Source organism: Pseudomethylobacillus aquaticus, assembly GCF_003730115.1.
Classification (GTDB): domain Bacteria; phylum Pseudomonadota; class Gammaproteobacteria; order Burkholderiales; family Methylophilaceae; genus Pseudomethylobacillus; species Pseudomethylobacillus aquaticus.
Genome location: NZ_RJVP01000003.1, coordinates 144,221 through 169,209, shown reverse-complemented (window position 1 = coordinate 169,209; position 24,989 = coordinate 144,221). Strand labels below are relative to the sequence as shown.

Here is a 24,989-nt window from a genome sequence, read left to right as displayed (position 1 = left end):
CGGCTTTTTAACATCCATACACAGGTTTTCAGGCACGCGTCTAAGCAGGTAGGGCGGACTCGCTTCAGCAGTCCGCCGAAGCTAATCGTGTGAGCCGATCTCGCCCGGCAGGCCAGCTTCTTTCTCTGTTAGTTGGTGTATCAACTGATGCTGCCCTTTTAGGCGCCCATAGACATAAGGTATTGCAACGCTGGGATATCAGAACGGCAGGAAGATCGCCGTTGCAAGGTTCTGCATCACGCGGGTGATGGTGCGCTCGGATTTTTCTGCCAGAGTGATGGCGTACAGATCGGTGCGGCCCACGATCTTGCCGATCTCGCGTTCGAAGCTCAGGTTGCGTTCCTGCTCATTGATCTCGTTGCTGAGCAGATACAGCTGGCCTTTGCTGTTGCGGGCGTTGGCCAGCTTCCAGGCGGCGATCTCGACGTTGCGCGCCACGTTGTACAGGCGTTGCGGGTCTATGCTGTCCAGAAAGAAGAACTCGGTCTTCCAGCCGTGTGCCTTGAGCAGCATGGTGTGCAGGCCGACGATATAGGGCAGCACGCGGTCACCCTGGTATTGCGGGTCGAAGGCGAGGAACAGCGCCGCAGTGTCCTGGCGATTGTTGATGGCCTCGAATTCCCAGCGATGATCACCATCGAACACCCAGTTGACCATTTCCTCCACGCTGCCGCTGGTGCTTTTTTTGAGCTCGCGCGGGTTGCGCTTGTACAGCTTGCTCATGAGCAGGCGCAGACTCTCGGTGTTCTCGCGGATCTCGACATCGGCGATGCGGTCCATGTCGTTCTTCATCAGTTGACCGATGGAGCTGCGGTCGGCCTGACGTGGCACCGGCTTGCCCGGCCCCGGCGTGCTGCAGGCACTGACCAGCAGCAGCGCGCTGAACAGTGCAACCCAGCGTTGCGACATCGAGACAGCAGAAGCCATGTGGATGCCGGGCATGCGCTAGGCTAGCTTTTGCGCAGCACGCGGTTTTTTGCGAACACCATGCGGAAGGTGCTGCCTGCGCCCAGTTCGCTGTCGATCTCCAGGCGGCCTTGGTGGCGGCTGAGGATGTGCTTGACGATGGAGAGTCCCAGGCCGGTGCCGCCGGTCTCGCGTGAGCGGCTGCGGTCCACCCGGTAGAAGCGTTCGGTGATGCGCGCGATGTGCTTGTGTTCGATGCCGATGCCAGTGTCGGTGACGCTGAAGACAGCGTCCTGGCCACGCGCCTGCCACTGCAGGGTGATGGTGCCACCCTCGGGTGTGTAACGCACGGCATTGCTGACCAGGTTACCGAATGCGCTATGCAATTCTTCCTGAGCGCCCAGCATCCATATACTGTTGTCAGACTCCAGCTTGATGTGGTGACGGCCGTTGCTCAGGCTGTGTGCCTCTTTCATGACCAGATCCAGCAGTTTGGGCACGTCGATCTCGCTGTCCTGCGGCAGTATGCTGCTGTTTTCCAGTTGCGACAGCATCAGCAGATCCTCGATCAGCCTGCGCATGCGGCTGGTCTGCTCCTGCATCATATTGAAATAGCTCTTGGTGCTGGGCGGTACGGCGCCATCGATGTCCTGCAGCGTCTCCAGAAAGCCGCCCACCACCGTCAGCGGGGTGCGCAGTTCGTGGGACACATTGGCGATGAAGTCGCGGCGCATGGCGTCCAGTTTCTCCACCTGACTGATGTCGCGGCAGATCAGCAGCTTCTGTTTGCTGCCAAACGACACCAGCTTGATCTCCAGCATGACGTCGGCCATGCGCCAGGATCTCAGCTTGATGGCGTCTTCATAGTCGCCGCTGTGCATGTATTCGATGAAATCGGTATGGCGTACCAGATAGCCTATGGGTTGGCCGGTATCTTGCGGCAGGGACAGGCCAAGCAGATGTTCGGCGGGCGGGTTGCACCATTCGATCTGGTCCTGGCCATTGAGCAGCACCACGCCATCCGGTAACGCGCTGGCCGCATGACGGAAGCGGTCCAGCGCGGAACTCAGCTGGGTCTGGCTGCGGCTATGACGGCGCTGGTGTTGATAGACCGCCGAGAACACGTCTTCCCACAGGCCTTTGCCTATGGGCATGGTGGACAACTCAGGCTTGCGGAACCAGTCCAGCAGTTGTTGCAGCCAGAACAGGTGATTGAAGTAATACAGCAACAGCCCGGCCGAGAAGACCAATGAGGCAACTTCGGTGCTCGTGGCCAGGCCCAGAATCAGGCAAAAGAACAACCATGTCAGTAAGAGCCAAAAGGCCCGCCAGCGAATATCCTGCACGCATGCATCCTGTCGGTGAAAGCGCGCCTATTATGAGCTACTGAGCCGAGAAACGGTAGCCGACACCGCGCACTGTTTGTATCAATTCTTCATGGCCGGAGGCGGAGAGTGCGCGGCGCAGACGGCGGATATGCACGTCCACGGTACGGTCTTCCACGAACACGCGGTCACCCCATACTCTATCCAGTACCTGGCTGCGCGAATGCACGCGTTCCGGGTTGGACATGAGGTAGTGCAGCAGACGGAACTCGGTAGGCCCCAGATCCAGCGTGGCACCGTTGCCGGACACGCGGTGTGTGGTCGGGTCCAGGCGCAGGCCGCTGACTTCGATCGGGTCGTCGGTCATCTGCGGCGCACGGCGACGCAACACAGCCTTGATGCGCGCGTTCAGTTCACGCGGACTGAATGGCTTGGTGACGTAATCGTCGGCACCGACTTCCAGGCCGCGCACTTTGTCGATCTCTTCACCGCGTGCGGTGAGCATGATGATGGGGATGGTCTTGGTCAGTTCGTCAGATTTGAGCTTGCGCGCGAAATCGATGCCGCTCATGCCAGGCAGCATCCAGTCGAGGATGATCAGGTCGGGCAGGGCTTCGCGAATCAGCAGTTGCGCCTGTTCCACGCTTAAGGCGCGCAGCGCATTGTGGCCTGCCTGGGTCAGATTCAGGGCCATCAGCTCCTGAATCGCGGGTTCATCTTCAATCACAAGAATATTGGCTGGCATGTCTATTCTCTCCATTAATCACTTTTAACATGGCGAGCACTGTATGAAGATGATATGACAGTTATATGAAAAAAATCGAGAAAGTTTCAAACACCCCCTGAACGTGGGCATCAGCAGGCTGGCTAGAGCCTGCCTGCAGAAGTCGGCTGAGCTAAGTCGTGAGCTTAGCTGACGCAATTCTGTATAATGTCGTTTTTGCAAAATCCCGTGATGCACCAAGGTCATAGCATCATGCAGTCAGCCCGGCTCGCGGGCGGCCACACACTACACAAGGACTGGACACGTTTTGAAACGACATGAAATCAATCTGGATGGCAAGGATCTGCGTATCGGCATCGTGCTGTCGCGCTTCAACAGCAATATCGGTGAAGGCCTGCTGGCCAGCTGCCATGCCGAGCTCATCAAACTGGGCGTGGCAGATGCCGATATCACCCTGGCCACAGTACCGGGTGCGCTGGAGCTGCCGGTAGTATTGCACCAGATGGCGGACAGTGGCAATTTCGACGCGTTGATCGCACTGGGCGCCATCATCCGTGGCGAGACTTACCATTTCGAAGTGGTGGCCAACGAATCGGCGCGCGGCATCTCTGAAGTGCAACTGAACACCGGTGTGCCCGTTGCCAATGCGGTGCTGACCACCGAGGACGACGATCAGGCGCTGCAGCGCATGGGGGTCAAGGGTGCCGAAGCGGCGGCAGTGGCGATCGAAATGGTCAACCTGCTGAAGGCACTATGAGCGATCCGAAGAATAGTGATATGAACAACAGCGACACGAACAAGAGCACCGCAGGCAAGCCTGTGAACAAACCTGGCAAGAATCGCCGCAAGTCGCGCGAGCTGGCGCTCAAAGGTATCTATGAAGTGCTGATCGGCAAGAACGAGCTGCGTGCCGTGCGCCGCAGCCTGGTCGATGATCCGGATTTTGATCGTGCCGATGAAGAGTATCTGCGTACCTTGCTGGAAGGCGTCACCGAGCACATGGCGACGCTGGATCTGCGTATCGCGGCCTTCATCGACCGTGGTATCGCTGAGCTCAGCCCGATCGAACATGCCATCCTGTGCATCTCGGCCTATGAGTTGATCTACGACGCCAGCATCCCCTATCGCGTCGCGATCAACGAAGGCGTCGAGCTGGCCAAGCTGTATGGCGGCACTGATGGGCACAAGTACGTCAACGGTGTGCTCGACAAGCTGGCTGCCGAGGCACGTCCCTCCGAAGTCCGCCGCTAATCCGTCAGCCCTGGCTGACCGGCAAAGGCAGGCAGCCCGTGGCGTCCAGCCGCAGGCAGCTGCCTTGTTCGTACCAATCCCCCAATACCCAGCGCTCGCACTGACGTCCGTCCACCACCAGTGTGTGGTGCCCAGGACGATGCGTGTGGCCATGTATCAATAGCGCCGGGTAGTCCTGCGCGCGCAGTAAAGCGTCAACTGCATCCCCATTCACGTCCATGATCTGCATGCTTTTGTGGGATTTTTCCTGCTCGCTGCGCTGACGCAGTGCCTCGATCTGGGCTTTTCGGGTAGCGAGAGGCAGGCCCAGGAAGCCAGCCTGCCAGTCCGTGGTTCTGACCTGCTGGCGAAATCTCTGATAATCGGTGTCGTCGGTGCACAAGGCATCGCCATGACTCAAGACGATGTTGTGACCATACAGTGTCAAGGCATGGGGGTCAGTCAGCAGCGTCATGCCGCTGGCGGCAGCGAAACGCGCGCCGATAAGAAAATCCCGGTTGCCGTGGATGAAATAAGTGTTGGTACCAGCAGCGTGCAACTGCTGAAATGCCGTGATGACGGCCTGGTGATGCGGGTCGTCGAGATCGTCATCCCCGGCCCAGTATTCGAACAGGTCGCCCAGCACATACAGTGCGTCGGCCTGCAGTGCTGTCGAGCTAAGGAAGTCGAGGAATAAGGCAGTGATGGCGGGGCGCGAGCTGCACAGGTGCAAGTCTGAGATGAACAGGCTATGCGGGCTGCTCGCGCTGTGCATGGGGTTGGTGTTAGCAGATTTCTGCGCGTTCGATGATCACGCTTTCAAGCGGGACATCCTGATGGCCGCTGCGGCTGCCAGTCTTCACCTGACGGATCTTGTCGACCACTTCGGTGCCTGCCACCACTTTACCGAACACGGCATAGCCCCAGCCTTGCGAAGTGGGTGCGCTGTAGTTCAGGAAATCATTGTCACCGACATTGATGAAGAACTGGCTGCTGGCCGAATCCGGGTTGGGGGTACGTGCCATGGCAATGGTGTAGCGCTTGTTTTGCAGACCGTTGTTGGCTTCGTTCTTGATTGGTGCTTCGGTCGGCTTTTGTTTCATGCTGGTGTCAAAGCCACCGCCCTGGATCATGAAGCCATCGATCACGCGATGGAATATGGTGTTGCTGTAGAAGCCGGATTCCACATATTGCAGAAAGTTGGCAACCGTCAAAGGCGCTTTGTCTGCGTCCAGTTCCAGAGTGATCTCGCCAAAATTGGTGTGAAGTTTTACCACGTTGTGTTCCTTCAGTTTTAAGATTTTAAGGTGTTGAGGTTGGGGGTGCTTTTATGGCGTGGCAGGTTTTGCCGGTTTGACTGTTTTTGCCGGGGCCTTCTTCTTGGGTTTGGCGGGCTTTTCCACTTCGGCGACCGGCACCGGGATGATGTCCGCCATCACTGGTTCACTCAGTACGCTGGCCTGCATCACCAGTGGCGGTTGTAAGGGGACATCCTTCAATCTGCCGTTCACGGTGGTGGGTGTTGCCGCCATGCGCTCGACCACGTCCAGGCCACGTATCACGCGTCCAACGATGGTGTATCCGGCATAGCCAGGCTCCATACGCTGAAAGCTCAGAAAGCGGTTGTGCGTGAGGTTGATGAAGAATTGCGAGGTGGCCGAATCCAGTGATTCGCCACGTGCGATCGCCACCGTGCCTGGCAGATGCTCCAGGCCGTTGTTGGATTCCAGTGCTACCGGTTCCCGTGTCTGCTTGTGTTTCATGTCCGGGCCCAGGCCCCCTCCCTGCAGCACGAAGCCTTTGACAGCACGATGGAACACGGTACCGTTGTAGAACCCGTCATTCACGTAGGCCATGAAATTCGCTACATTGAGCGGTGATTTGTCCGGATAGAGTTCGATCACAAAGCTGCCCGCATCGGTCTGGAATTCGACCTGTGGTGGCTGAGCCCATGTGGGTGTATTCCAAAGCAACAGCGCCCACAACAGAGTATACATGCCGCGCATTTATCACTCCTCCAGCAATCGGTACATCCCCAAGCTCAAGGCTGAACTCAGGCTGGACCTTCGTATAGTATTTTCCAACGCTTGTTTTCAAGCACCCAGTATTGGCGCTTGCGCATCTTGTTGCTCAGCAGGTTGCTTTTGTAATCCTGATCGAAGCTCACGATCGCCATCGCTTTGGATTTGCTAGGGTAGCGGTACATGTCCACATTGCCCAGCTTGACCTGGACATTATCACTACGTGACTGTATACGCTGCTTGTGCGCTTTCCAGGCATTCAGGTCGGTGTTGCCACTGCTAAAGAACTCGCTGGCGTAATGACTGAGATAGCGGTCGGTGTCCTGTGACTGCCAGTCTTTGCGCCAGGTTTCCAGGGTCTGCATCAGTGCTTCGCGCTGCAGTTCCGCATTGTCTGAATCGCCCTGCCAGGTCAGGTTGTCCGTGATGATCACCGGCGTGTTGCCACTGCTGAGTGCCGGTGCGATGGCTTTCAGATCCGGATTGGTCATCACCACGCAGCCATCACTGGCACGTGGCGGACGGCTGTAGGTGTTGCTGGGCGTGCCATGCAGCCAGATACCGGAGCCGTTCTTGCCCTGCCGAACATCCCATTCGTTCGGGTAGTTGAGCGGGTAAGCGCCGTAGCCGTAGAAGTCCGGCAGCTTCTGGATCAGCTTGCTGCTGGCGTAATACACGCCCACCGGCGTGCGTTTGTCGCCTTCGGTTTGTTTCTCGGCGCCGTTCTTGCCCACGGTGACGTAGAAGTCTGCCAGGTAACGCAGTTTTCCACGCTCATTGCTGTACAGGAACAGCCGCGAGCGGTTGGTGTCGATGACGATCGCATACTTCTGGCTATCATGCAGTTGCCACAGTGGTTCGGGAATGCGCTGCGGGCGTTCGTCCAGATAGCGCTCGATACGGACGCGCGCTTCTTCACGGAAATCCTTGGTGCGCTCGGGCGATGAAACCCCGCTGGCGAAGGCTTGCGGCTGTTTGGCATAAGCCATCAACAGGTCGCCGCGTACCAGGTGTGCCAACTGGAAGTTGGGTGCCAGTTTCAGCAACTCATTGATGGTGTTCAGTGCAGGCTGCAGCTTGCCTTGCCCGATGTCGAACAAGCTCCTGACCAGCAGATTCTCGGTGTAATTGGGGCTGAACTTGTTGAAGCTGGCGAAGCTGCTGAACGGTCGCCCGTCGACGGCAGTGGCGTTCCAGGGCAGCGCCGCAGCCGCGACCAGCATCAGGGTGAGGGTTAGACGTAGCCTATGCATCATGTAACAGTCGTCTATGCGTGATTATGAGCAGCTTAATTGTCTGCGATCTCCTGCTCGATCAGCCATTTGCCACCGGAGTTGACCATGAACAGGGTCTTGCTGGTGCGCTGGGCGAGACCGCCGCCACGGTAGCTCTGCTGGAAACTGACACGGGCTTTGTCGCCGTCCATCTTGACCTTGATGTTGCTCAGGTCCACGCTGATCTTGGCTGGCTTGCTGATGCGTTCGCGGCGCAGGTTTTCCCAGTCGCTGCGAGCCTCTCCTTTCGGGGTCTTGAAGCTGCTGGCATAGCTGGCCAGATAACCATCCACGTTCTGACTGGCCCAGGCCGCTGCCCAGGCGTTGACGGCAGCGACCACTGCCGGGTCAGCGCTGTCCGCGGCTGGTGCGGCGGGGGTTGGCGTGGCTGCCGGTTCAGCTGGCTTTGCGGTCTCTGCTGGCTTGGCGGCAGGTTCAGCCGGCTTCTGCTCCTTGTTGCCGACGATCACGGGCTTGTAAGAGCCGTTGAACAGGCCTTTGATCATGGACAGCTTGTTCTGCGCGCGTGAATTGCTGTTGTCCAGCTGCAGTGCCTTGTCATAGGCTTCCGAGGCCTGGCGCGCATAGACATCACCCAGATTCTCATGTGCGGTTGCGTAACTTGGGTGCGTCTTGATGGCCGTTTCCAGCGCCTTTTTGGCCTTGTCGTACTGGCCCTGATCGGCATACAGCACCGCCAGGTTGTTGTAAGGCTCCGGCAAGTTGGGGTGCATCTCGGTGACGCTGACGAAGGACTTGATCGCTTCGTCACGTTTGCCAACTTCAGCGAGGATCACCCCGCGCGTGAAAATGGCCTGTGCGTCCTTGGGGTTGGCGCGAATATGCGTATCCAGCCGCTCCAGCGCCTGGGTCGCCTGGCCGCTGTTGGCAAGTTGTACGATCTCTTTCAGATTGTCTGCATGCGCTACAGGCAGATAGCTCATGCCTAGCAGCAACAGGGCGAAAATGCGGGGGGTCAGCATTATGTTATACTCGCGATCAAATTTTGGATGGGGCAATTCTATCAACAAGAAGCCCGAACATCCATGTCTGGATGCGGTTTGTGACGGCATTCGACACAGCTAACTGTTCTGCGTGTTGCAGATTCCACGTACTGGTTCAAATGCTTAAAATCCATAATACCATCGCCCGCGAGAAGCAGGTGTTTGTTCCGCTTAAACCAGGCCAGGTGCGCATGTATGTATGCGGCATGACGGTCTACGATTATTGCCATCTGGGTCATGCGCGCGTGATGGTGGTGTTCGATATGGTCAGCCGCTGGCTACGCGCCTCCGGCCTGGACGTTACCTATGTACGCAACATCACCGACATCGATGACAAGATCATCAAGCGTGCCAACGAGCGCGGCATTACCATCCAGGCCTTGACCGAAGAATTCATCACCGCCATGAATGAAGACGCCGACCAGCTCGGCGTGCTGAGGCCGGATATCGAGCCACGTGCCACCACCCATATCAGCGCCATGCTGGACATGATCGCGGCGCTGATCGAGAAAGGCCACGCTTATGCGGCTGCCAATGGCGATGTATATTACTCGGTGAACAGTTTTGCTGGCTACGGCAAACTGTCCGGCAAGTCGCTGGAAGATTTGCGTGCAGGCGAGCGTGTCGAGGTGGACACTGCCAAGCAGGACCCCATGGACTTCGTGCTGTGGAAAGCGGCCAAGCCGGGCGAGCCGAGCTGGCCATCCCCCTGGGGCGCGGGTCGTCCAGGCTGGCATATCGAATGCTCTGCCATGGGTGCACAGCATCTGGGCGCGCATTTCGATATCCACGGCGGTGGGCAGGATCTGCAATTCCCGCACCACGAAAACGAGATCGCCCAATCCGAGGGCGCGCATGACTGCAGCTTCGTCAACTACTGGATGCATAACGGCTTTGTGCGTGTGGATGACGAAAAGATGTCCAAGTCACTGGGCAATTTCTTCACCATCCGTGAAGTGCTCAAGCAATACAAAGCCGAAGTGGTGCGTTTCTTCATCCTGCGTGCGCACTACCGCAGCCCGCTCAACTATTCGGACAAGCATCTGGAAGATGCCGGGCAGGCGCTCAACCGGCTCTACACGGCACTGAAGAACGTGCCAGCGGCTGCGCCCACCACCATAGACTGGCAGGATCCGGTCTGCGCACGCTTCCGTCAGGCCATGGACGATGATTTCAACACGCCGGAGGCGCTGGCCGTGTTGTTCGAGCTGGCGAACGAGGTGAATCGCAGCAAATCAGCCACGGCGGCAGCCACATTGAAATCACTGGCCAATCTGTTGGGCCTGCTTGAGGCCGATGCGGCACGTTACTTGCAGCAGTCTGTGCAACAGCCTGCAGGTGTCAGTGAGTCGCAAGCTGGACATGCTGCTGACGCGCAGATCGAACTGCTTATCGCGCAGCGCTTGCTGGCCAAGCAGCAAAAAAACTACGCCGAGGCAGATCGTTTACGCCAAGAACTTTTGCAACAAGGTGTTATCCTAGAGGACGGCGCTCAAGGAACCAGCTGGCGCCGCGCCTGATACCTGTTTATCCACATGGATCCATGATCAATCTGTCATCCACATTCAAGCATTGCCTGATCGCACTCAGCATGGTGTTCGCCGTGCTGATGCTGTTTCAGCACAATGCTGCCTATGATGACCACATCGACAATGTCTCGCTGCAGAGTCATATGCTGCAGGCAGACAAAGACAATAACCGCGATCTGGGCGACTCCAGCGCCTTTGCATCGCGCGGCGTGACACCACCATGGAGCACCTCGCTGCCAGCGTATGCGCCAAATGCCTACCTGCAGCCAGTGCTTCCGCCAGATCTCAGGCCGCCCTCAGCCGCCTGACCCTGTTCTGGCTTGACTCTTGCTAACATCGCTTGGCAATATAAAGTCCGCCAGCACTCACATACCCAATCCAAACAATAGGACCGTCTGCCTGTGGCAGGCGTGTCCTGACCGTTATTTCAATGGGCGAGGAAGTTTTGAGAATCTTGATATCCACTGTTACCCACGCACACAGAGGCGCCCGTATGGGGCGTTTGCTGGTCGCTGCCGCTGGTTTTGCCTTTGCAATGCACTCTTTGAGTGCGCAGGCGGCCACCACTTATGCGCTTGACGACGTCATCCAGATGGCCATGACGCACAGTCCGCGGATGAATATCGCCAAAGCCAGAGAAGACGGCGCCAGTGCTGCGCTGGTCACGGCGCGTTCACTGATCAACCCCGAAGTCGAAGTCGGTGCCGGTCCGACCCGTTATCGCACACCCGGAGGACAGGGCAGCAACGGCAATTGGGGTATCGGCATTTCGCAGCCGCTGGAATACCCTAGCGTGCGCCGTGCCCGTCAGGAAGTGGCCAGTGCCAACATCAAGGTCGCCAACCTGGGGACCGAATTGACGGTACTGGGGCTGCAAGCCAACGTAAAGAGCGCGTTCTACCATGTGGTACAGCGTCAGGCTGTACTGCAATTGACCGAGGGTGACCGCGTGCTGCTGCGTGACATCCGCGAACGCGTGAAGCTGCGCGTGGATGTGGGCGAATCGCCGCGTTACGAACTCATCAAGGCTGACACCGAGTTGCTGGCAGCCGAGCGTGATTACCAAACCGCGCTGACACAAGTGCTGGAAGCCAAGGCGTACCTGCGCGGTCTGGTCGGTACGGTGATGCCGGAAACCTATGATGTGCGCGGCCAACTGCCGCTGGGCAGCACCTTGCCCGCCCTCAATGACCTTAATGCGCGCATCAGTGGTACGGTGTCGCTGCAGCAGATCCGCGCGGCCATCGATACGGCTACGGCACGCGTGACCTTGCAGGAGAAGCTGCGCAACCCGGGCTTGACCTTGAAGGCGGGGGTCGAGCAGGACCCGGATCTGAGCCAGTTCCGCCTCGGGCTTGCCATCCCCATCCCGGTGTTGAATCAGCGCCAGGGCCAGATCGCCGAAGCCGCGGCTGAGTTGCGAGAACTGCAGGCCATCTTCGATGACCGCGAATTGGTGCTGAGTCGTGAACTGAACGCCGCCTATCAGCGCTACATCATTTCCCAACAGCAACTGAACGCCTTTGAGAACGGCTTGCTGTCGCAAGCTGAATCGGTGCTCAAAGTGGCTGAATCGGCGTACCGCTTCGGTGAACGCGGCATTCTGGATTATCTGGATGCACAACGGACTTACCGCATGGTACGCAAAGACTATCTTGCCGCACGCTATGGTTATATCGAAGCCATACTCGATATCGAACAACTGTTGGGCCAAAAATTCCTTGGGGAGGCTTCCTAAATGTACGCAGTTCCGCAATCTTTATTCAAACCACAAGTTTTTTTCAAACCACAGGCACTCATCGTCGTCAGCTTGCTGGCCCTGTTGTTATCCGGCTGTAAGGAAGAAGCGGCGCCTGTAGAGGCCGAGCCCGTCGATCCGAATGTGGTCGAACTGACCAATCAGCTCAAAACTACCGCCAAGGTGGTTACCGTAGGCAAGAGCGAGATCCGCGAAGTGCTGCGTATCCCCGGCAGCATCCAGGTCGATGAACAGCGCGTGGCACGCGTGGGTGCTACCGTCACTGGTCGTATCACCGACATCGACGTGGTGCTGGGCCAGGATGTCAAGCAGGGTCAGTTGCTGGCCACGCTGAACAGTACCGAGCTGGCACAGAACCAGCTGACCTATATCAAATCCATGCAACAGATCGGCTTGCAGACCAAGGCGGTCGAACGTGCCCGTTTGCTGCTGGAGGCGGATGTGATCGGGGCCGCCGAGCTGCAGCGCCGTGAAGCGGAGTTGAGCGCAGCCCAGGCCGACCTGAATGCCGCCAGGGACCAGTTGATGATTCTGGGCATGTCCGAAAAGGCGATCCAGCAGCTGGCGCAATCCAACACCATCCGTTCCTACAGCAATGTGACTTCGCGTGTGGCTGGTACCGTGATCAGCCGCAAGGTGAATCTGGGCCAGGTGGTGCAACCGGCGGAAGAGCTGTTCATCGTGGCCGATCTGTCGCATGTGTGGGCCGTGGCTGAAGTGCCGGAGCAACAGATCGACCTGATCCAGGAAGATGAAGAAGTCAGCATCGAGATCCCTGCGCTGGGCAATAACAAGATCACCGGCAAGCTGATCTACGTGGGCGATGTGGTCAATCCGCAAACCCGTACCGTGACCGTGCGTACCGATCTGACCAATTCCGAATCCAGCATCAAGCCGGACATGCTGGTATCCATGATCGTCATGGGCAAGCCGACCCCGCGATTGTCCGTGCCGGTACAAGCCATCGTGCGTGAAGAGAACAGGGATCATGTGTATGTGCAGGTCGCACCCAACAAATTCCGTCTGCGTGAAGTGGTGCTGGGTACCGAATACGAAGGTTATGTGTCCATCGTGAGTGGCCTGAGCGAAGGCGAAGCCATCGTTGGCGAAGGCGCGTTCCATGTGAACAACGAGCGCAAGCGCAAAGAACTGGAATAAGCCATGATTGAATCCATAATCCGAGGTGCGCTGCAGCAGCGCATCGTGATGGTGGTGCTTGCGCTGGCGATGCTGGTCGCCGGCGTCTTCGCCGTACAAAAACTTTCGGTCGATGCCTTTCCGGACGTGACCAACGTCCAGGTACTGATCGCTGCACAATCGCCTGGTCGTTCGCCTGAGGAAGTGGAGCGGTTCATCACCGTGCCATTGGAGATCGCCATGACCGGCTTGCCCGGTCTGACCGAGATGCGTTCGCTGAACCGCAACGGTTTGTCGCTGATCACGCTGGTGTTCACGGACAGTACCGATGTCTATTTTGCGCGCCAGCTGGTCATGGAACGTCTCATGGAAGTCGTGCAGCGCATGCCGGAAGGTGTTACGCCGATTCTGGGGCCGGTTTCTACCGGTCTGGGTGAGGTCTACCAATACACGCTCGAAAATCCTGCTGATGGCAACAAGGAACTGTCCCAGGAAGAGCTGACCGAGCGTCGCTCCATCCAGGACTGGGTGGTGCGTCCATTGCTGCGCGGCATCCCGGGCATCGCCGAGATCAACTCGCAAGGTGGTTACGTCAAGCAGTATCAGGCGCTGGTCAATCCGGACCGCATGAACCATTACGGCCTCAAGCTCAAGGACGTGTACGAAGCCTTGGCGCGTAACAACGCTAATAGCGGCGGCGGTATCCTGCCGCACTACGCCGAGCAGTACCTGATCCGCGGTGTGGGCCTGGTACAGAACCTGGACGATATCCGCAGCATCGTACTCAAGGAACAGAACGGCGTTCCGGTCTACATGCGCGACGTGGCAGAAGTGCAGCTCGGTTACGAAGTGCGCGTCGGTGGCGTGATCAAGAATGGGGTGACCGAATCGGTCGGTGGTATCGCCATCATGATCCGTGGCGGTAACGCCAAGGAAGTGGTCAGCCGCATCAAGGATCGTGTCAAGGAGATCAATGAGCAGGGCCTGTTACCCAACAATCTGCAGATCGTGCCGTATTACGACCGTAGCGAATTGGTCGACGCGGCGCTGGGCACCGTCACCAAGGTGCTCATCGAGGGTATCTTCCTGGTGGTGATCGTGCTGTTCCTGTTCCTGGGCGATGTGCGCTCCAGCCTGATCGTGGTGGCCACCCTGGTGCTGACACCATTGCTGACCTTTATGGCCATGAATTACTACGGCATCTCTGCCAACCTGATGTCACTGGGCGGGCTGGCCATCGCCATCGGTCTGATGGTCGATGGCTCGGTGGTGGTAGTGGAAAACACCTTCCACCACCTGGGCCATCGCAAGGGTGAGAGCAAGATCCGCGTGGTGTTCGAGGCGGCCTCTGAAGTGGCCACCCCGGTGCTGTTCGGTGTAGGCATCATCATCCTGGTGTTCCTGCCGCTGATGACGCTGCAAGGCATGGAAGGCAAGATGTTCGCACCGCTGGCCTATACCATCGCCATCGCGTTGTTCGTTTCGCTGGTGCTGTCGCTGACGCTGTCGCCGGTCTTGTGTTCCTATGTACTCAAGGGTGGTAGTGGCGAAGATACGCGCATGATCCAGGCCATCAAGCGTCCTTACGTGAAGATGCTGAACTGGGCACTGATCAACGAGAAAAAGACCATCGTCACTGCCTCGGCCGTGTTCGTGGGGACCTTGCTGGTGGTGCCGCTGCTGGGTACCTCTTTCATCCCCGAGATGAAGGAAGGTTCTATCGTGCCCGGTATCAACCGCGTGCCTAATATCTCGCTGGAAGAATCCATGAAGATGGAAGCCGAGGGCATGCGCCTGATCATGGAGAAAGTGCCGGGCGTTAAATCGGCTATTTCCGGTATCGGTCGTGGCGAAAGCCCGGCTGACCCGCAGGCGCAAAACGAATCCACGCCTATCGTCAGTCTCAAGCCGCGTGAAGAGTGGCCGGAAGGCTGGACCCAGGACACCATCGCCGAGAAGATGCGTGAAGTGCTTGAGCAGGGCCTGCCCGGTGTTCAGGTGATCATGGCGCAGCCGATCTCGGACCGCGTGGACGAGTTGCTGACCGGTGTGCGTGCCGATGTGGCGGTGAAGATTTTTGGTGACGACATGGCCTTGCTCAAAGCCAAGGCCGATGAGCTATCCAAGATTGCTGGTGGCGTGCAAGGTGCCACCGAGATCAAGGTGGAAAAAGTCACCGGACAGCAGTACCTGAATATTGTCATCGACCGTCAGGCCATCGCACGCCACGGCATCAATGCATCGGAAGTGCACGATGTGATCGAAACCGCCATCGGCGGCAAGGTCGCCACCGAGATCTTCGAAGGCCAGCGCCGCTTTAGCGCGGCCGTACGTTTCCCGGAAAGCTTCCGTAACAACATCGACGCCATCGGCAACATCCTGATCACCTCGGCTAACGGTTCGCGTGTGGCCTTGCGTGACCTGGCCGATATCGCCGTGCGTGAAGGCCCGGCACAGATCAGTCGTGAGCTGGGCAAGCGCCGTATCGTGGTCGGTATCAACGTCAAGGACCGTGACTTGGGTGGTTTCGTGGCCGAGCTGCAGCAGGTGCTGGGCTCCAAGATGAAGCTGCCAGAAGGCTATTATCTGGAATACGGTGGTCAGTTCCAGAACCTGGAACGCGCCTTGGGCCACTTGTCCATCATCATTCCGGTCACCATCGCGGCGATCTTCTTCCTGCTGTTCCTGCTGTTCAAGTCGCTGCGCTTTGCCACCATGATCATCATGGTGCTGCCATTCGCCTCCATAGGCGGCATCCTGGCCTTGTTCGTTACCGGCGAATATCTGTCGGTACCGGCTTCGGTCGGCTTCATCGCCCTGTGGGGCATCGCCGTGTTGAACGGGGTGGTGCTGGTGTCTTACATCCGCACTTTGCGTGACGACGGCAGAAGCCAGATGGACGCTATCCTCGAAGGCTGCAAGCAGCGTTTCCGGCCGGTCATGATGACGGCAACGGTGGCCATGCTGGGTCTGGTGCCGTTCCTGTTCGCCACCGGGCCGGGTTCCGAGATCCAGCGCCCATTGGCGATCGTCGTGATTGGCGGGTTGATCACGTCCACCTTGTTAACCTTGGTGGTGGTGCCAACGTTATATAAGAAGTTCGAGGAAGAACGCATCGAGGCCTGAGTGATCTCAGGCTTGAAAGGATAGCAATATGAAAGAAATCAAAGCGATCATCCCGCCTCACCGGTTACCTAAAGTCCGGTCCGCCTTGCGCAACATCAAGGCATTCCCCGGCATGTCGGTCACCAAGGTGGACGGTTGTGGTCATCATGTCGCCAGCCCTGCGGCTGGCGTGCGCGAGACGCTCACTGATTACAGCCCCAAGGTGCTGCTGATGATGGTGGTGCCGGACGAGATGCTGGAAGGGCTGCTGCAGATCATCGTGGAAGTCGGGCATACCGGTCACGTCGGTGATGGCATCGTCTGGGTGACGCCCGTCGAGCGCATGATCCGGCTGTCCGAGCAGATCCGTGTGCTGGATTGCTGACTGGCGACACGCGTTCATGTGACCAGAACGGGCTCCTGCGGGAGCCCGTTTTTTTTGTTGCATCTGCAACATATTCGACTATACTGGTCTGTATAAGAACAGCCTTTATTCGAAAATGAGGAGAGCCGCATGAACACATTGACTGACGAGATTCAGACATTTCATGGGGGCTGCCCGCATGACTGCCCGGACACCTGCTCCATGGTGTACAAGGTCAAGCAGGGCAAGCTGATCGAGGTGAAGGGCAATGCGGATCATCCGATGACGCGTGGCGGCTTGTGCGTCAAACTCAAGGATTACGAGAAGCGCCACTATCACCCGGATAGGCTGCTGTATCCGATGAAGCGCACCGGCCCCAAGGGCAGCAAGCAGTTCCAGCGCATCAGCTGGGACGAGGCGCTGGATACCATCGTAGACCGCTGGCAGGGCTTGATCGCTCAATATGGCCCGCGTGCCATCCTGCCCGCCAGCTATCTGGGCAATCAGGGCCTGGTACATGGTTTGAATGGCGGCGATGCTTTCTTTAATCGTCTGGGTGCCACGGTGTGTGAGCGCACCTTCTGTGGCGAGGGCTCTTGCACCGCCTGGCTGTTAACCGTAGGGCCGACTGCGGGCGTAGACCCGGAAAGCTTCATCCACTCAAAGTACATCATCATCTGGGCCTGCAACTCGGTCTCGACCAATCTGCATCACTGGCACATCGTCAAGGAAGCCCAGAAGAAGGGTGCCAAGGTGGTGGTCATCGACTCTTATGCCTCCAAGACCGCCAAGGAAGCCGATTGGCACATCGCCCCCAAACCAGGCACCGACGGCGCACTGGCCATGGCGATGATGAACGTCATCATCGCCGATGGCCTGGTGGATCATGATTATGTCGCCAACTACACGGTGGGTTACAAGGAGCTGGCCGAACGTGCTTCACGATGCACGCCGGAATGGGCCGAAGCCATCACTGGCATCCCGGCGCAGGACATCCGCAAGCTGGCGCGTGAATATGCCACCACAGCGCCCGCTGCGATCCGTCTGGGTGTCGCGCTGGAGCGCAATTACGGCGGCAGTCAGGCGATCCGCGCCGTCACTTGCCTGCCGGCGCTGATCGGTGCCTGGCGCGATGTAGGCGGCGGCGCGCTGCAGTTCCCGGTGTGGGAGCATCCGTACCGCTTCGATGTCATCTCGCGACCGGACCTGATCCCGGAGGGAACCCCTGTCGTCAATATCCTGCAGCTCGGACGTGCACTCACTGGCGAGATCCCACTGGAAACCCCGATCAAGTCGCTGATGGTGTGGAACACCAACCCGGTGACGCAATCGCCCGAAACCGACAAGATCATCAAAGGCCTGCAGCGCGAAGACCTGTTCACCATCGTGGCCGATCATTTCATCACCGATACGGCGGCGTATGCCGATCTGGTGCTGCCTGCCGCCATGGGGGCCGAGATGGAAGACATGATCCTGTCCTGGGGGCATCTATACCTCACCTACAACACCAAGTGCGTAGAGCCGCCAGGCGAAGCGCTGCCCAATAACGAGATCTTCCGGCGTCTGGCCCAGCGTCTGGGTTTTGAGGAAGATAACTTCAAATGGTCGGACAGCGAGTGCCTGGAACACTATGTGGCCTGGGATTCCCCGGCCTGTGAAGGCATCGATCTGAACTACCTGCGCGAGCATGGCTTTGCCCGCCTCAAGGTCGGCACCAAAGATGACCGCGCGCCGCATAAGCATGGCAATTTCCCCACGCCCACCGGCAAATGCATGTTCTACGTGGAAGGCGCCAAGAACTTCGTGGCCGGGCCGTTCCGCCAGATGTATGAAGGCTTCCAGCCACTCAATGACCTGGACCCCTTGCCTGACTATGTGCCGTCTCGGGAGTCAGCTGACAGCAACCCCGCGCTGGCGGCACGTTACCCACTCAGCATCATCTCGCCCAAGAGTCATGGCTTTTTGAATTCCTGCTATGCCAACGTGGCAGACAAGATCAAAGGGCAGGGCGAACAGTTCGTGATGATCAACCCGGTGGACGCGGATATGCGCGGTATAAGAGAGGGCGCGAAAGTGCGTGTGTTCAACGACCGTGGCGCGTTCGAAGGCAATGCGCGCATCACACAGGATGTGAACCCCAATATCATCGTGGCTACGCTGGGTTACTGGCGTCAGCTCAATGAAGGTACGGTGAACTGCATCAGCTCGGCAGAGTTTGGCGATATGGGGCACTCGACCACCTTCTCGGATAATCTGGTTCAGCTTGAGTTGGCATAGTGCTGGATGAAGACCTGACCTGTTGCTAAAGCGTCAACGTTGACGAGCCATTAAAAAACCGGGGTAACCCGGTTTTTTAATGGCAGCTTGCCGTCAAGTTGCCAGCAGATGATAAGCCTCAACGTGCAGCCTGCACCTTGCCGTCAACGCAATCCGCTTATTGCCGGGCTTGCTGCATCATGCACAGACGCGCTTGCCTGGCGCTTGCGGCATGCACAGGCGCTGCCGCTTCAGTGACATTCGGCATGCAGTCCTTGCATTGGCCTTTGACGGTGTCCAGGTGTTTCACTGTGTCCAGCCCCTTCACATCCTTGAAGATGGCACCATCGACTTCGGCGTCGCGCAAGTCAGCGCCGGTCAGGTCTGCACCAGTGAGGTCGGCACGGATCAGGTCAGCCCGGTACAGATTGGTGTTGCGCAGGTTGGCGCCGCGCAGGTCGGCAAAGCGGAAGGCGGCGATGTTGAGGTCGGCACCTTCAAAGTTGGTGTTGGCGAACTTGCCGCCTACCGAGTCGAACTTCATCTGTCCCATGGGCTGATTGCCGACATCCAGGCCGAAGCGGCCGTTCTTGACAGTGGCTTCACTGATATCCACAGCCCCCAGCGTGCCTATCATGCGGGCGTTGCTCAGGTTGGCGCCCCGGAAATTGGTCTTGTCGAAGATGGCCTGGAAGATGATGGCATCGGTCAGGTCAGCGCCGCTCAGGTTGGTGCCTTCCAGCCGCGCCAGGTTCAGGTAAGCGCGCTGCATATTGGCACCACTCAGATCCGCGCCGCGTAAATAAGCCCCAAAGAAGCTGGTATTGACCATGGTGCAGTGGCGCAGATCTGCCTTGTCTAGTTGCAGGTAGCCCAACTCCTTGTTGGACAGGTCGCATTGCTTGCTGGCGATGATGGCATCCGCCTGGGCCTGGGTCAGTTTCTCGCGCTCGGGTTCCGGCAGCGTGGCATAAAAAGCCTGGGCTTTGGCGATGATGGCCTTGGGGTCTTTCTGGAAGGTGGCTTGCGCTTCTTGATTACCAAAACAGTAGGTCTTGCCTTCAAAAACAGTGTTCACCGAACAGTCGGTTTGATGCACGCGTTCCATCGAAAGGCCGGTGGTGCAGTGGTTGCCGAACTCGCCGGCGTAAGCCTGGCTCGCCATCAACAGCAGAGCCAATAGCAGTGTTTTGATCAGTTTCATGGTGTTCTCCTCGGTGTAGGTGGGTATTTCGCATCGCGATCAGTCTGGGCGCTGGTGGGATGTTGGATGCGAGTATCGGCCTGTAGAGGGTGGCATTCAGTAACTGCAGTCACATAGTGGAAAAACAGCCATGATCTGATTACAAAACTTTACACATCGCACCCAGTCAGGCCGTCAACGACTGTCTTCAAGCTGGCGTTACTGGCTAGTCCGCAGCATTGCGGAGCGATCAATAGAAAGCGAGAGGAACAAATGCGTGGCATGAAGATGAAACTGGGCATCATGGCCCCAGCCTTGCTGGCAACCGGTCTGACTACGTCCGCGATGGCGGATGATGTGTATTACGATTCCGCGCGTGTCCTGTCGGTGACCCCGCAAACCGAGCGTGTGCGTTATGTGACGCAGGATTGCCATACCGATTACGTGGAACAGCGCTATCAGGAGCGTTCGCCTGCGGGTGCGATACTGGGCGGTATCGCTGGTGGTCTGCTGGGTGCGCAGATCGGTAAGGGAAACGGCCGCATAGCGGGGGCTGCCGTTGGTGCTGGAGTGGGGGCGATGGTGGGTGACCGTGTGGATAACAGCAATAGCCGTGTCTACAGCGAATCACGCCCGGTGCAGCGTTGTGTGGATGTGGAGAACTGGCGCACCGAGACCAGCGGTTACCATGTGGAATACCGTTACAACGGTCGTAACTACACCACCTTTACGCAGCAGCCTCCGGGCGACCGCATCCAGGTGCGTGTGGCGGTCAGCGATGACTACGGTTCCCGCGGTGGCAGCCGGGTGAGTTATGACGAGCCCGGCTATGGGCAGCGTCCGGGCTATGGTGACGGCAGGCCGCCGCACCCGAATAACCACCGTCGTTACTGGTGATCCAGCAGTTTGAGCAGCGTGAAAGGCCACCCCAGGGTGGCCTTTTGCGTACCTGCAGCAGTAGCGGATAGCGGCCCCTCTGGTGGAGGCAGTGACGTTCAAGGGCGCGCATGCGATGCGCGTTGGATCAGCCAGAGGCTGGGGTGTTGTTGCTGAGGCAGACACTGCGGGCGCTCAGTTGGGAAGATGCTGACGCGCTCTTAGTTGGGTAGATGCTGGCGCATCCAGCGCCACACCCAGCCATCGGCGATCTCTTTGCCGTCGATGATGTAAGACAGGCTTTTGCGATTGCACAGCAGCAGTGGCAGGCTGGCCTTGGCGGAAGCCTGTCCGCAGAACAGCAGCCGGTCGTGTGCCTGCAGCAGCGTGTCATTGGCGGGGAGCAGGATCTGTTCATTACCGCGTACCAGCAGCAGTGGCACCATGCCCATCGCGCGCTCGCGGTTGCTGGGGTCGCGCAACAGATGGGCGAGGCGCACTTCGATATGGTCATCGAGCAGGCTGAGCACGCCAGGCGCTTCGGTGATGGACAGGGTGGCAGCCCAGGTTTCCGGCACACTTTCGCCGACGATCTCCACCAGTTGGCTGATCAGCTGATTGGCCCACTGGTTGTTCTGTGCACGTGCCAGTAACAGGAATTGCGCCAGCAGCGGCGAGATCATGTGCGCCAGGCATTCATGCGCGATGATGTCGCTGGGGTCCATGGTGATGTCGGCATTGAAGTGCTGGAACAGCGGCTCGTTGAAGCGTTTGTTCTTGCGGATCACCACGAACAGGTTGGGGTTGATCTCGCGCGCCGTCATCACGATGGACAGGTTGTTGATGTCGTTGTCGGTGCCGGCGACGATGCCGACCGCATCGGTGACGCCCGCTTCATGTAGCGTGTGAGCCTCGGCGCCGCTGCCCACGATGCAGTCGTCACAGCCGGTCAGCTCGGGATCCGCCTCGATGATCATGGTGCTCATGCCTTCGCGCTGCAGGTTCTCCACGACGGATTTGCCGAAGCGGCCGTAGCCGCATACCAGCCATTTGCCTATGGGCGGGCAGGCGGGCGAGGGTAGCGAGTCGCCAGGTACGCCAGTCAGCCATTCGTGCAGCAGATAGCTGCCCAGCGCATGCACTTCCATGGCGAGGTGGTCGCCAAACAGGGTGTAGGGGTTGATGATGTGGTCGGTGCCAAAGGACAGCATGTTGGCCGCTGTTTCGTCGTTCTCGGCACGGGCCAGCACGGGTAAATCGGGGTTCATCAGTTTGACCGCCACGGCAATCGCCAGGTTGGCATGATCGTCGTCGGTCAGGGCGGCCACGCCGCCGCACATGGGGTGGCGCACGCCGGCTTTCAGCAAGGTGTCCGGCATCTTGGCATCGGCACACAGGTTGGGGATGGCTGACTGGTGGTCTTCCAGTTCCAGCTCGTTGATGCGTTCCTGCAGCATCTCCACCACCACCACGCGCATGCCCTTTTTGTCCAGTGCACCGACCAGCAGGCTGCCGGTTTCGCCATAGCCGCACACGATATAGAACGGTTCCTGCAGTTGCTGCACGCCACGCGAGAAGCTGGAGGTGATGAAGGCCTGCTTGAGGCTGGGGTCCTGCGCCAGCGAAATGATCTTACCGATGGCATAGAACCAGGGGATGACGGTGAAGTAGATCGAGAAGGTCATCCACAGCCGTTGTTGCGGGCTGTAAGGGAAGGGGACTTCGCCGAAGCCTATGGTGGTGGCGGTGTAACTGATCACGTAGAAAGCCTCGAACAGGCTCATCTGCCAGTGGTTGCCATCCGGGTCATGGCCTGGCATCAAGGTCATGCCGATCACCGCCACCGTGTAAGTGATGATGACGGTGATGATGGGCGCACGCATGCGCCGCAGGATCAGAAACAGGATGCTGTTCAAAGCGCGGGCTTAAGCTTGAGCGTCAGGCTAGCGGCGCAAGGTGATGGTCTCTGCCAGCAGCAGCGCGACCGATACCACGTTGGCGACCAGGGCACCGCCAGACAGGGATACCACGCGCGTGATGGTGATGGAATCGTCCGCCGAGCCGCTGAACACTACCCACACGATGGCTGCAGCGATCAGTTGCAGGTCGGCCACCAGGCTGGTGGCCAGGTGGATGGCGCCGATCTGGGTACGGTCACCGAACTTGAGCACGGTGGCGATCAGGTTGACCACGATGGCGGCATACAGCTCATACACATGGTGATGCAGCGGATTGTCGATCTCGCCGATGAAAAACCCGAAGTTCAGCGTCATGGCCATGACGATGAAAAACCCAAAAACGACTTTTTCCAGATTCATGATTAACCTCGGCTAAGCAGGTGCGTGTTGAAGGGCTAGAGCATACCCCAATTCTGCTTTGCTTTTGTCTTCGGGCTGCAGATTCGGCAGTGCACTTTGCAGGCGCCGTGCCAGCCTGGATAGCTCGCTGACCGCGCCAGATTTGAGTTCCAGCTCGATCTCGCTGATGCGTACGCGGTCGCCGCGCATGCTGCGCAGCCAGCCCACATCCAGTGCCAGCTCGATCTCGGCATCAGGCGTTTGCAGCTGCCATTCGCTACGCATCACATCGGTCAGGAACAGGGGCTGCAGATCGGCGGCGTGGTTGCGCAAGGTGGCTTGATGGCCACTGTCATGCGCAAGCGCTTTGCCCAGGTCAGGCCGTCCATGCTCCAGGCGGTCTTCCCATTCCTGACGCTGGTGCAGGCCCGCTTGGCTGCTGCCAGCGGTCTTCAGGGATTGATACCAGCGTGTGCTCATGTAGCGCACCCGCAGGCTGATGCCATGATGGATCAGCGCGAGCGCAGGTGTGTCGTAATAAAAGCTGATCAGGCGACGACTGCGTGGTCTGGCCAGACGCAGCGCGCGCACATCCGCCTGATGATGCAGGCGCACGATATCGGCGCGCGCGATGCGCAGTTTGAATTCGATCTCGGCAGACATGGTGCTGTGGACGGCTGGCCTAGGCTTTGGTCAGCCACTGCAGCAGCGGATTCCATTGCAGCAGGTCGCGGTTGACCAGCGAAGGGCGCATGTCGAACAGGCTGAGGCCGAGCTCGGCGGCCTGCATGTACACTTGCCCGTCACGCAGATTGGTCATCACCGGGAAGCCAGCGTTGGCAAGAAATTCCTGCATGCGCACGGCGGTACGGGTACGGCTGTCGACGCGCATGCCCACCATGGCCACAAAAGTACGTTCTTTGCGCACGGCTTTTTCTTCACGCAGGATCTGGAGAAAATCTTCAGTGGCGCCAATGTCGAACGCAGAAGGTTGCATGGGTACGATGACGCGGTCTGCGCGCTTGACGGCATCACTGAGCTTGTCACCGTGCAGCCCGGCTGGAGAATCGATGATGGTCCATTCCGCACTCAGGCTGTCGCTGTGTTTGCCGCGGCCGTCCATGCCATGGATCAGCGGCAGATGTTCCGGTCTGCGTTCCAGCCAGCCGGTCGCCGAGCGCTGCCTGTCCATGTCGGATAGTGCGACATGGCGGCCCTGGTGGGCGAAGTAGCCAGCCAGATTGGTGGAAAGCGTGGTCTTGCCGCTGCCTCCTTTGGGGTTGGCGATCAGGATGGTGTTCAATTGGCTTCTCCGTGCACGGTATGGTGACTTGTTGGTATGTTGTCCGAACGTGTTACATGCAGCAGTTGTTGTCGCGCAGGCGGGGATGCGCTTTGTGCTGAACCTGGTCTATAGTCAGGCTATCACTACGGGCTATAACTGATCCGGACATAACACGCTGCGCAGCACACACTGCGATTGCTCGTCTCGCAAACGGCTGGTCAGCCACCAGACAGCGCCTTTTTTTACGCACCAGGCGTCAGGCTGGCCGGTCATGGCCAGTGCAGCCACCATGCCTAGTGTGGGCTGGTGCCCGACGATGAGTACGCAGCCGTCTGCATCCGGCCAGCCTGCAGCCTGCAGCACAGACTCTGCGCTGGCCCCGGGAGCCAGCACCTCCAGCGTGCTAAAATCCAGATCGAGTGCGCGCGCGGTTTGTCTGGTGCGCCTGGCCGGGCTGACCAGGATGTGGGTGTGCTCGGGCAGGCGGGGCAACAGCCAGCTGGCCATTGCGGCGGCTTGTTTGCGGCCTTTGTTGCTGAGCGCCCGATCCATGTCGGGCAATGTGTATTCGGCATCAGCGTGACGCCAGAGTATCAGTTCCATGTTGGCCGTTTCGTTTCAGTTTGCAGGTTTTGCCTGGTTTGAGTGCGCTAATGGCCTTGCGTGCCCGACAACTGCATAGAAGTGCTGGATAGTACCGTCAGCACGCTGCAC

At 58.5% G+C, this 24,989-nt stretch carries 24 protein-coding genes; 10 read left to right on the top strand and 14 right to left on the bottom strand.

Features of this window, described 5'->3' with window-relative positions:
• Positions 1-198: 198 nt before the first annotated feature.
• From ED236_RS07220 to phoB, 3 genes are read right to left on the bottom strand one after another with little or no spacing between them, the layout of a single operon-like run.
• A complete protein-coding gene (locus tag ED236_RS07220; RefSeq protein ID WP_240032068.1) occupies positions 199-927 on the bottom strand; it encodes a hypothetical protein in 729 nt (242 codons plus the stop codon).
• A gap of 23 nt (positions 928-950) precedes the next feature.
• Positions 951-2,252, bottom strand: a complete 1,302-nt coding sequence (phoR, locus tag ED236_RS07215) for a phosphate regulon sensor histidine kinase PhoR (RefSeq protein WP_123237288.1) — start codon at positions 2,250-2,252, stop codon at positions 951-953.
• Between the two features lie 37 nt (positions 2,253-2,289).
• Entirely contained in the window at positions 2,290-2,976 is a 687-nt protein-coding gene (gene phoB, locus ED236_RS07210; protein WP_123237287.1) for a phosphate regulon transcriptional regulator PhoB, read from the bottom strand.
• 286 nt (positions 2,977-3,262) lie between these two features.
• On the opposite strand from phoB, the gene ribH reads away from it, so the two are divergent.
• Entirely contained in the window at positions 3,263-3,712 is a 450-nt protein-coding gene (gene ribH / locus ED236_RS07205) for a 6,7-dimethyl-8-ribityllumazine synthase (RefSeq protein ID WP_123237286.1), read from the top strand.
• Between the two features lie 20 nt (positions 3,713-3,732).
• Positions 3,733-4,206 carry a transcription antitermination factor NusB gene (nusB, locus tag ED236_RS07200; protein ID WP_123237285.1) on the top strand — a complete coding sequence of 158 codons (474 nt, stop codon included), beginning with the start codon at positions 3,733-3,735 and terminating at the stop codon, positions 4,204-4,206.
• A 4-nt stretch (positions 4,207-4,210) separates the two neighbouring features.
• Here the strand turns inward: nusB and ED236_RS07195 are convergent, their stop codons facing one another.
• From ED236_RS07195 to ED236_RS07175, 5 genes are read right to left on the bottom strand one after another with little or no spacing between them, the layout of a single operon-like run.
• Entirely contained in the window at positions 4,211-4,960 is a 750-nt protein-coding gene (locus ED236_RS07195; protein WP_123237284.1) for a UDP-2,3-diacylglucosamine diphosphatase, read from the bottom strand.
• Between the two features lie 10 nt (positions 4,961-4,970).
• Complete coding sequence (locus ED236_RS07190; protein WP_123237283.1) at positions 4,971-5,462, bottom strand: peptidylprolyl isomerase; 492 nt, start codon at positions 5,460-5,462, stop codon at positions 4,971-4,973.
• Positions 5,463-5,513: 51 nt separating this feature from the next.
• Positions 5,514-6,182: a peptidylprolyl isomerase gene (locus ED236_RS07185; RefSeq protein ID WP_123237446.1), complete on the bottom strand. Its 669-nt coding sequence runs from the start codon at positions 6,180-6,182 to the stop codon at positions 5,514-5,516.
• Between the two features lie 56 nt (positions 6,183-6,238).
• Positions 6,239-7,462, bottom strand: a complete 1,224-nt coding sequence (locus ED236_RS07180) for a L,D-transpeptidase family protein (protein ID WP_193726076.1) — start codon at positions 7,460-7,462, stop codon at positions 6,239-6,241.
• 32 nt (positions 7,463-7,494) lie between these two features.
• Positions 7,495-8,463, bottom strand: coding sequence for a tetratricopeptide repeat protein (locus ED236_RS07175; protein ID WP_123237282.1), 969 nt, complete (start codon positions 8,461-8,463; stop codon positions 7,495-7,497).
• Between the two features lie 140 nt (positions 8,464-8,603).
• Between ED236_RS07175 and cysS the strand changes: the two genes are divergently transcribed.
• The 7 genes from cysS (at position 8,604) to ED236_RS07140 (ending at position 18,655) form a co-directional block, all read left to right on the top strand.
• Complete coding sequence (cysS, locus tag ED236_RS07170; RefSeq protein ID WP_123237281.1) at positions 8,604-10,004, top strand: cysteine--tRNA ligase; 1,401 nt, start codon at positions 8,604-8,606, stop codon at positions 10,002-10,004.
• A 23-nt stretch (positions 10,005-10,027) separates the two neighbouring features.
• The gene (locus ED236_RS07165; protein WP_123237280.1) at positions 10,028-10,321 is read left to right on the top strand and encodes a hypothetical protein; all 294 of its coding nucleotides are present in this window, start codon (positions 10,028-10,030) and stop codon (positions 10,319-10,321) included.
• A gap of 185 nt (positions 10,322-10,506) precedes the next feature.
• Positions 10,507-11,751 (top strand): TolC family protein, encoded by a 1,245-nt coding sequence (locus ED236_RS07160; RefSeq protein ID WP_123237279.1) that lies wholly within the window; start codon positions 10,507-10,509, stop codon positions 11,749-11,751.
• Positions 11,752-12,930 carry an efflux RND transporter periplasmic adaptor subunit gene (locus ED236_RS07155; RefSeq protein WP_123237278.1) on the top strand — a complete coding sequence of 393 codons (1,179 nt, stop codon included), beginning with the start codon at positions 11,752-11,754 and terminating at the stop codon, positions 12,928-12,930.
• A gap of 3 nt (positions 12,931-12,933) precedes the next feature.
• Entirely contained in the window at positions 12,934-16,035 is a 3,102-nt protein-coding gene (locus ED236_RS07150; RefSeq protein ID WP_123237277.1) for an efflux RND transporter permease subunit, read from the top strand.
• Positions 16,036-16,063: 28 nt separating this feature from the next.
• Positions 16,064-16,399: a P-II family nitrogen regulator gene (locus ED236_RS07145; RefSeq protein WP_123237276.1), complete on the top strand. Its 336-nt coding sequence runs from the start codon at positions 16,064-16,066 to the stop codon at positions 16,397-16,399.
• 129 nt (positions 16,400-16,528) lie between these two features.
• Complete coding sequence (locus ED236_RS07140) at positions 16,529-18,655, top strand: molybdopterin-containing oxidoreductase family protein (RefSeq protein WP_123237274.1); 2,127 nt, start codon at positions 16,529-16,531, stop codon at positions 18,653-18,655.
• A gap of 157 nt (positions 18,656-18,812) precedes the next feature.
• Here ED236_RS07140 and ED236_RS07135 read toward each other — a convergent pair whose 3' ends face one another.
• Complete coding sequence (locus tag ED236_RS07135) at positions 18,813-19,838, bottom strand: pentapeptide repeat-containing protein (RefSeq protein ID WP_123237273.1); 1,026 nt, start codon at positions 19,836-19,838, stop codon at positions 18,813-18,815.
• A gap of 261 nt (positions 19,839-20,099) precedes the next feature.
• On the opposite strand from ED236_RS07135, the gene ED236_RS07130 reads away from it, so the two are divergent.
• A complete protein-coding gene (locus ED236_RS07130; RefSeq protein WP_240032066.1) occupies positions 20,100-20,714 on the top strand; it encodes a glycine zipper 2TM domain-containing protein in 615 nt (204 codons plus the stop codon).
• A gap of 200 nt (positions 20,715-20,914) precedes the next feature.
• Here the strand turns inward: ED236_RS07130 and ED236_RS07125 are convergent, their stop codons facing one another.
• The 5 genes from ED236_RS07125 to ED236_RS07105 form a co-directional block, all read right to left on the bottom strand.
• Complete coding sequence (locus ED236_RS07125) at positions 20,915-22,576, bottom strand: potassium channel family protein (RefSeq protein WP_193726081.1); 1,662 nt, start codon at positions 22,574-22,576, stop codon at positions 20,915-20,917.
• A gap of 60 nt (positions 22,577-22,636) precedes the next feature.
• The gene (locus ED236_RS07120; RefSeq protein ID WP_123237271.1) at positions 22,637-23,011 is read right to left on the bottom strand and encodes a DUF6394 family protein; all 375 of its coding nucleotides are present in this window, start codon (positions 23,009-23,011) and stop codon (positions 22,637-22,639) included.
• A 12-nt stretch (positions 23,012-23,023) separates the two neighbouring features.
• Positions 23,024-23,653, bottom strand: a complete 630-nt coding sequence (locus ED236_RS07115) for a CYTH domain-containing protein (RefSeq protein ID WP_123237270.1) — start codon at positions 23,651-23,653, stop codon at positions 23,024-23,026.
• A 19-nt stretch (positions 23,654-23,672) separates the two neighbouring features.
• A complete protein-coding gene (locus tag ED236_RS07110; protein WP_123237269.1) occupies positions 23,673-24,293 on the bottom strand; it encodes a ParA family protein in 621 nt (206 codons plus the stop codon).
• Positions 24,294-24,425: 132 nt separating this feature from the next.
• Complete coding sequence (locus ED236_RS07105; protein ID WP_123237268.1) at positions 24,426-24,878, bottom strand: SixA phosphatase family protein; 453 nt, start codon at positions 24,876-24,878, stop codon at positions 24,426-24,428.
• Positions 24,879-24,989: the final 111 nt, after the last annotated feature.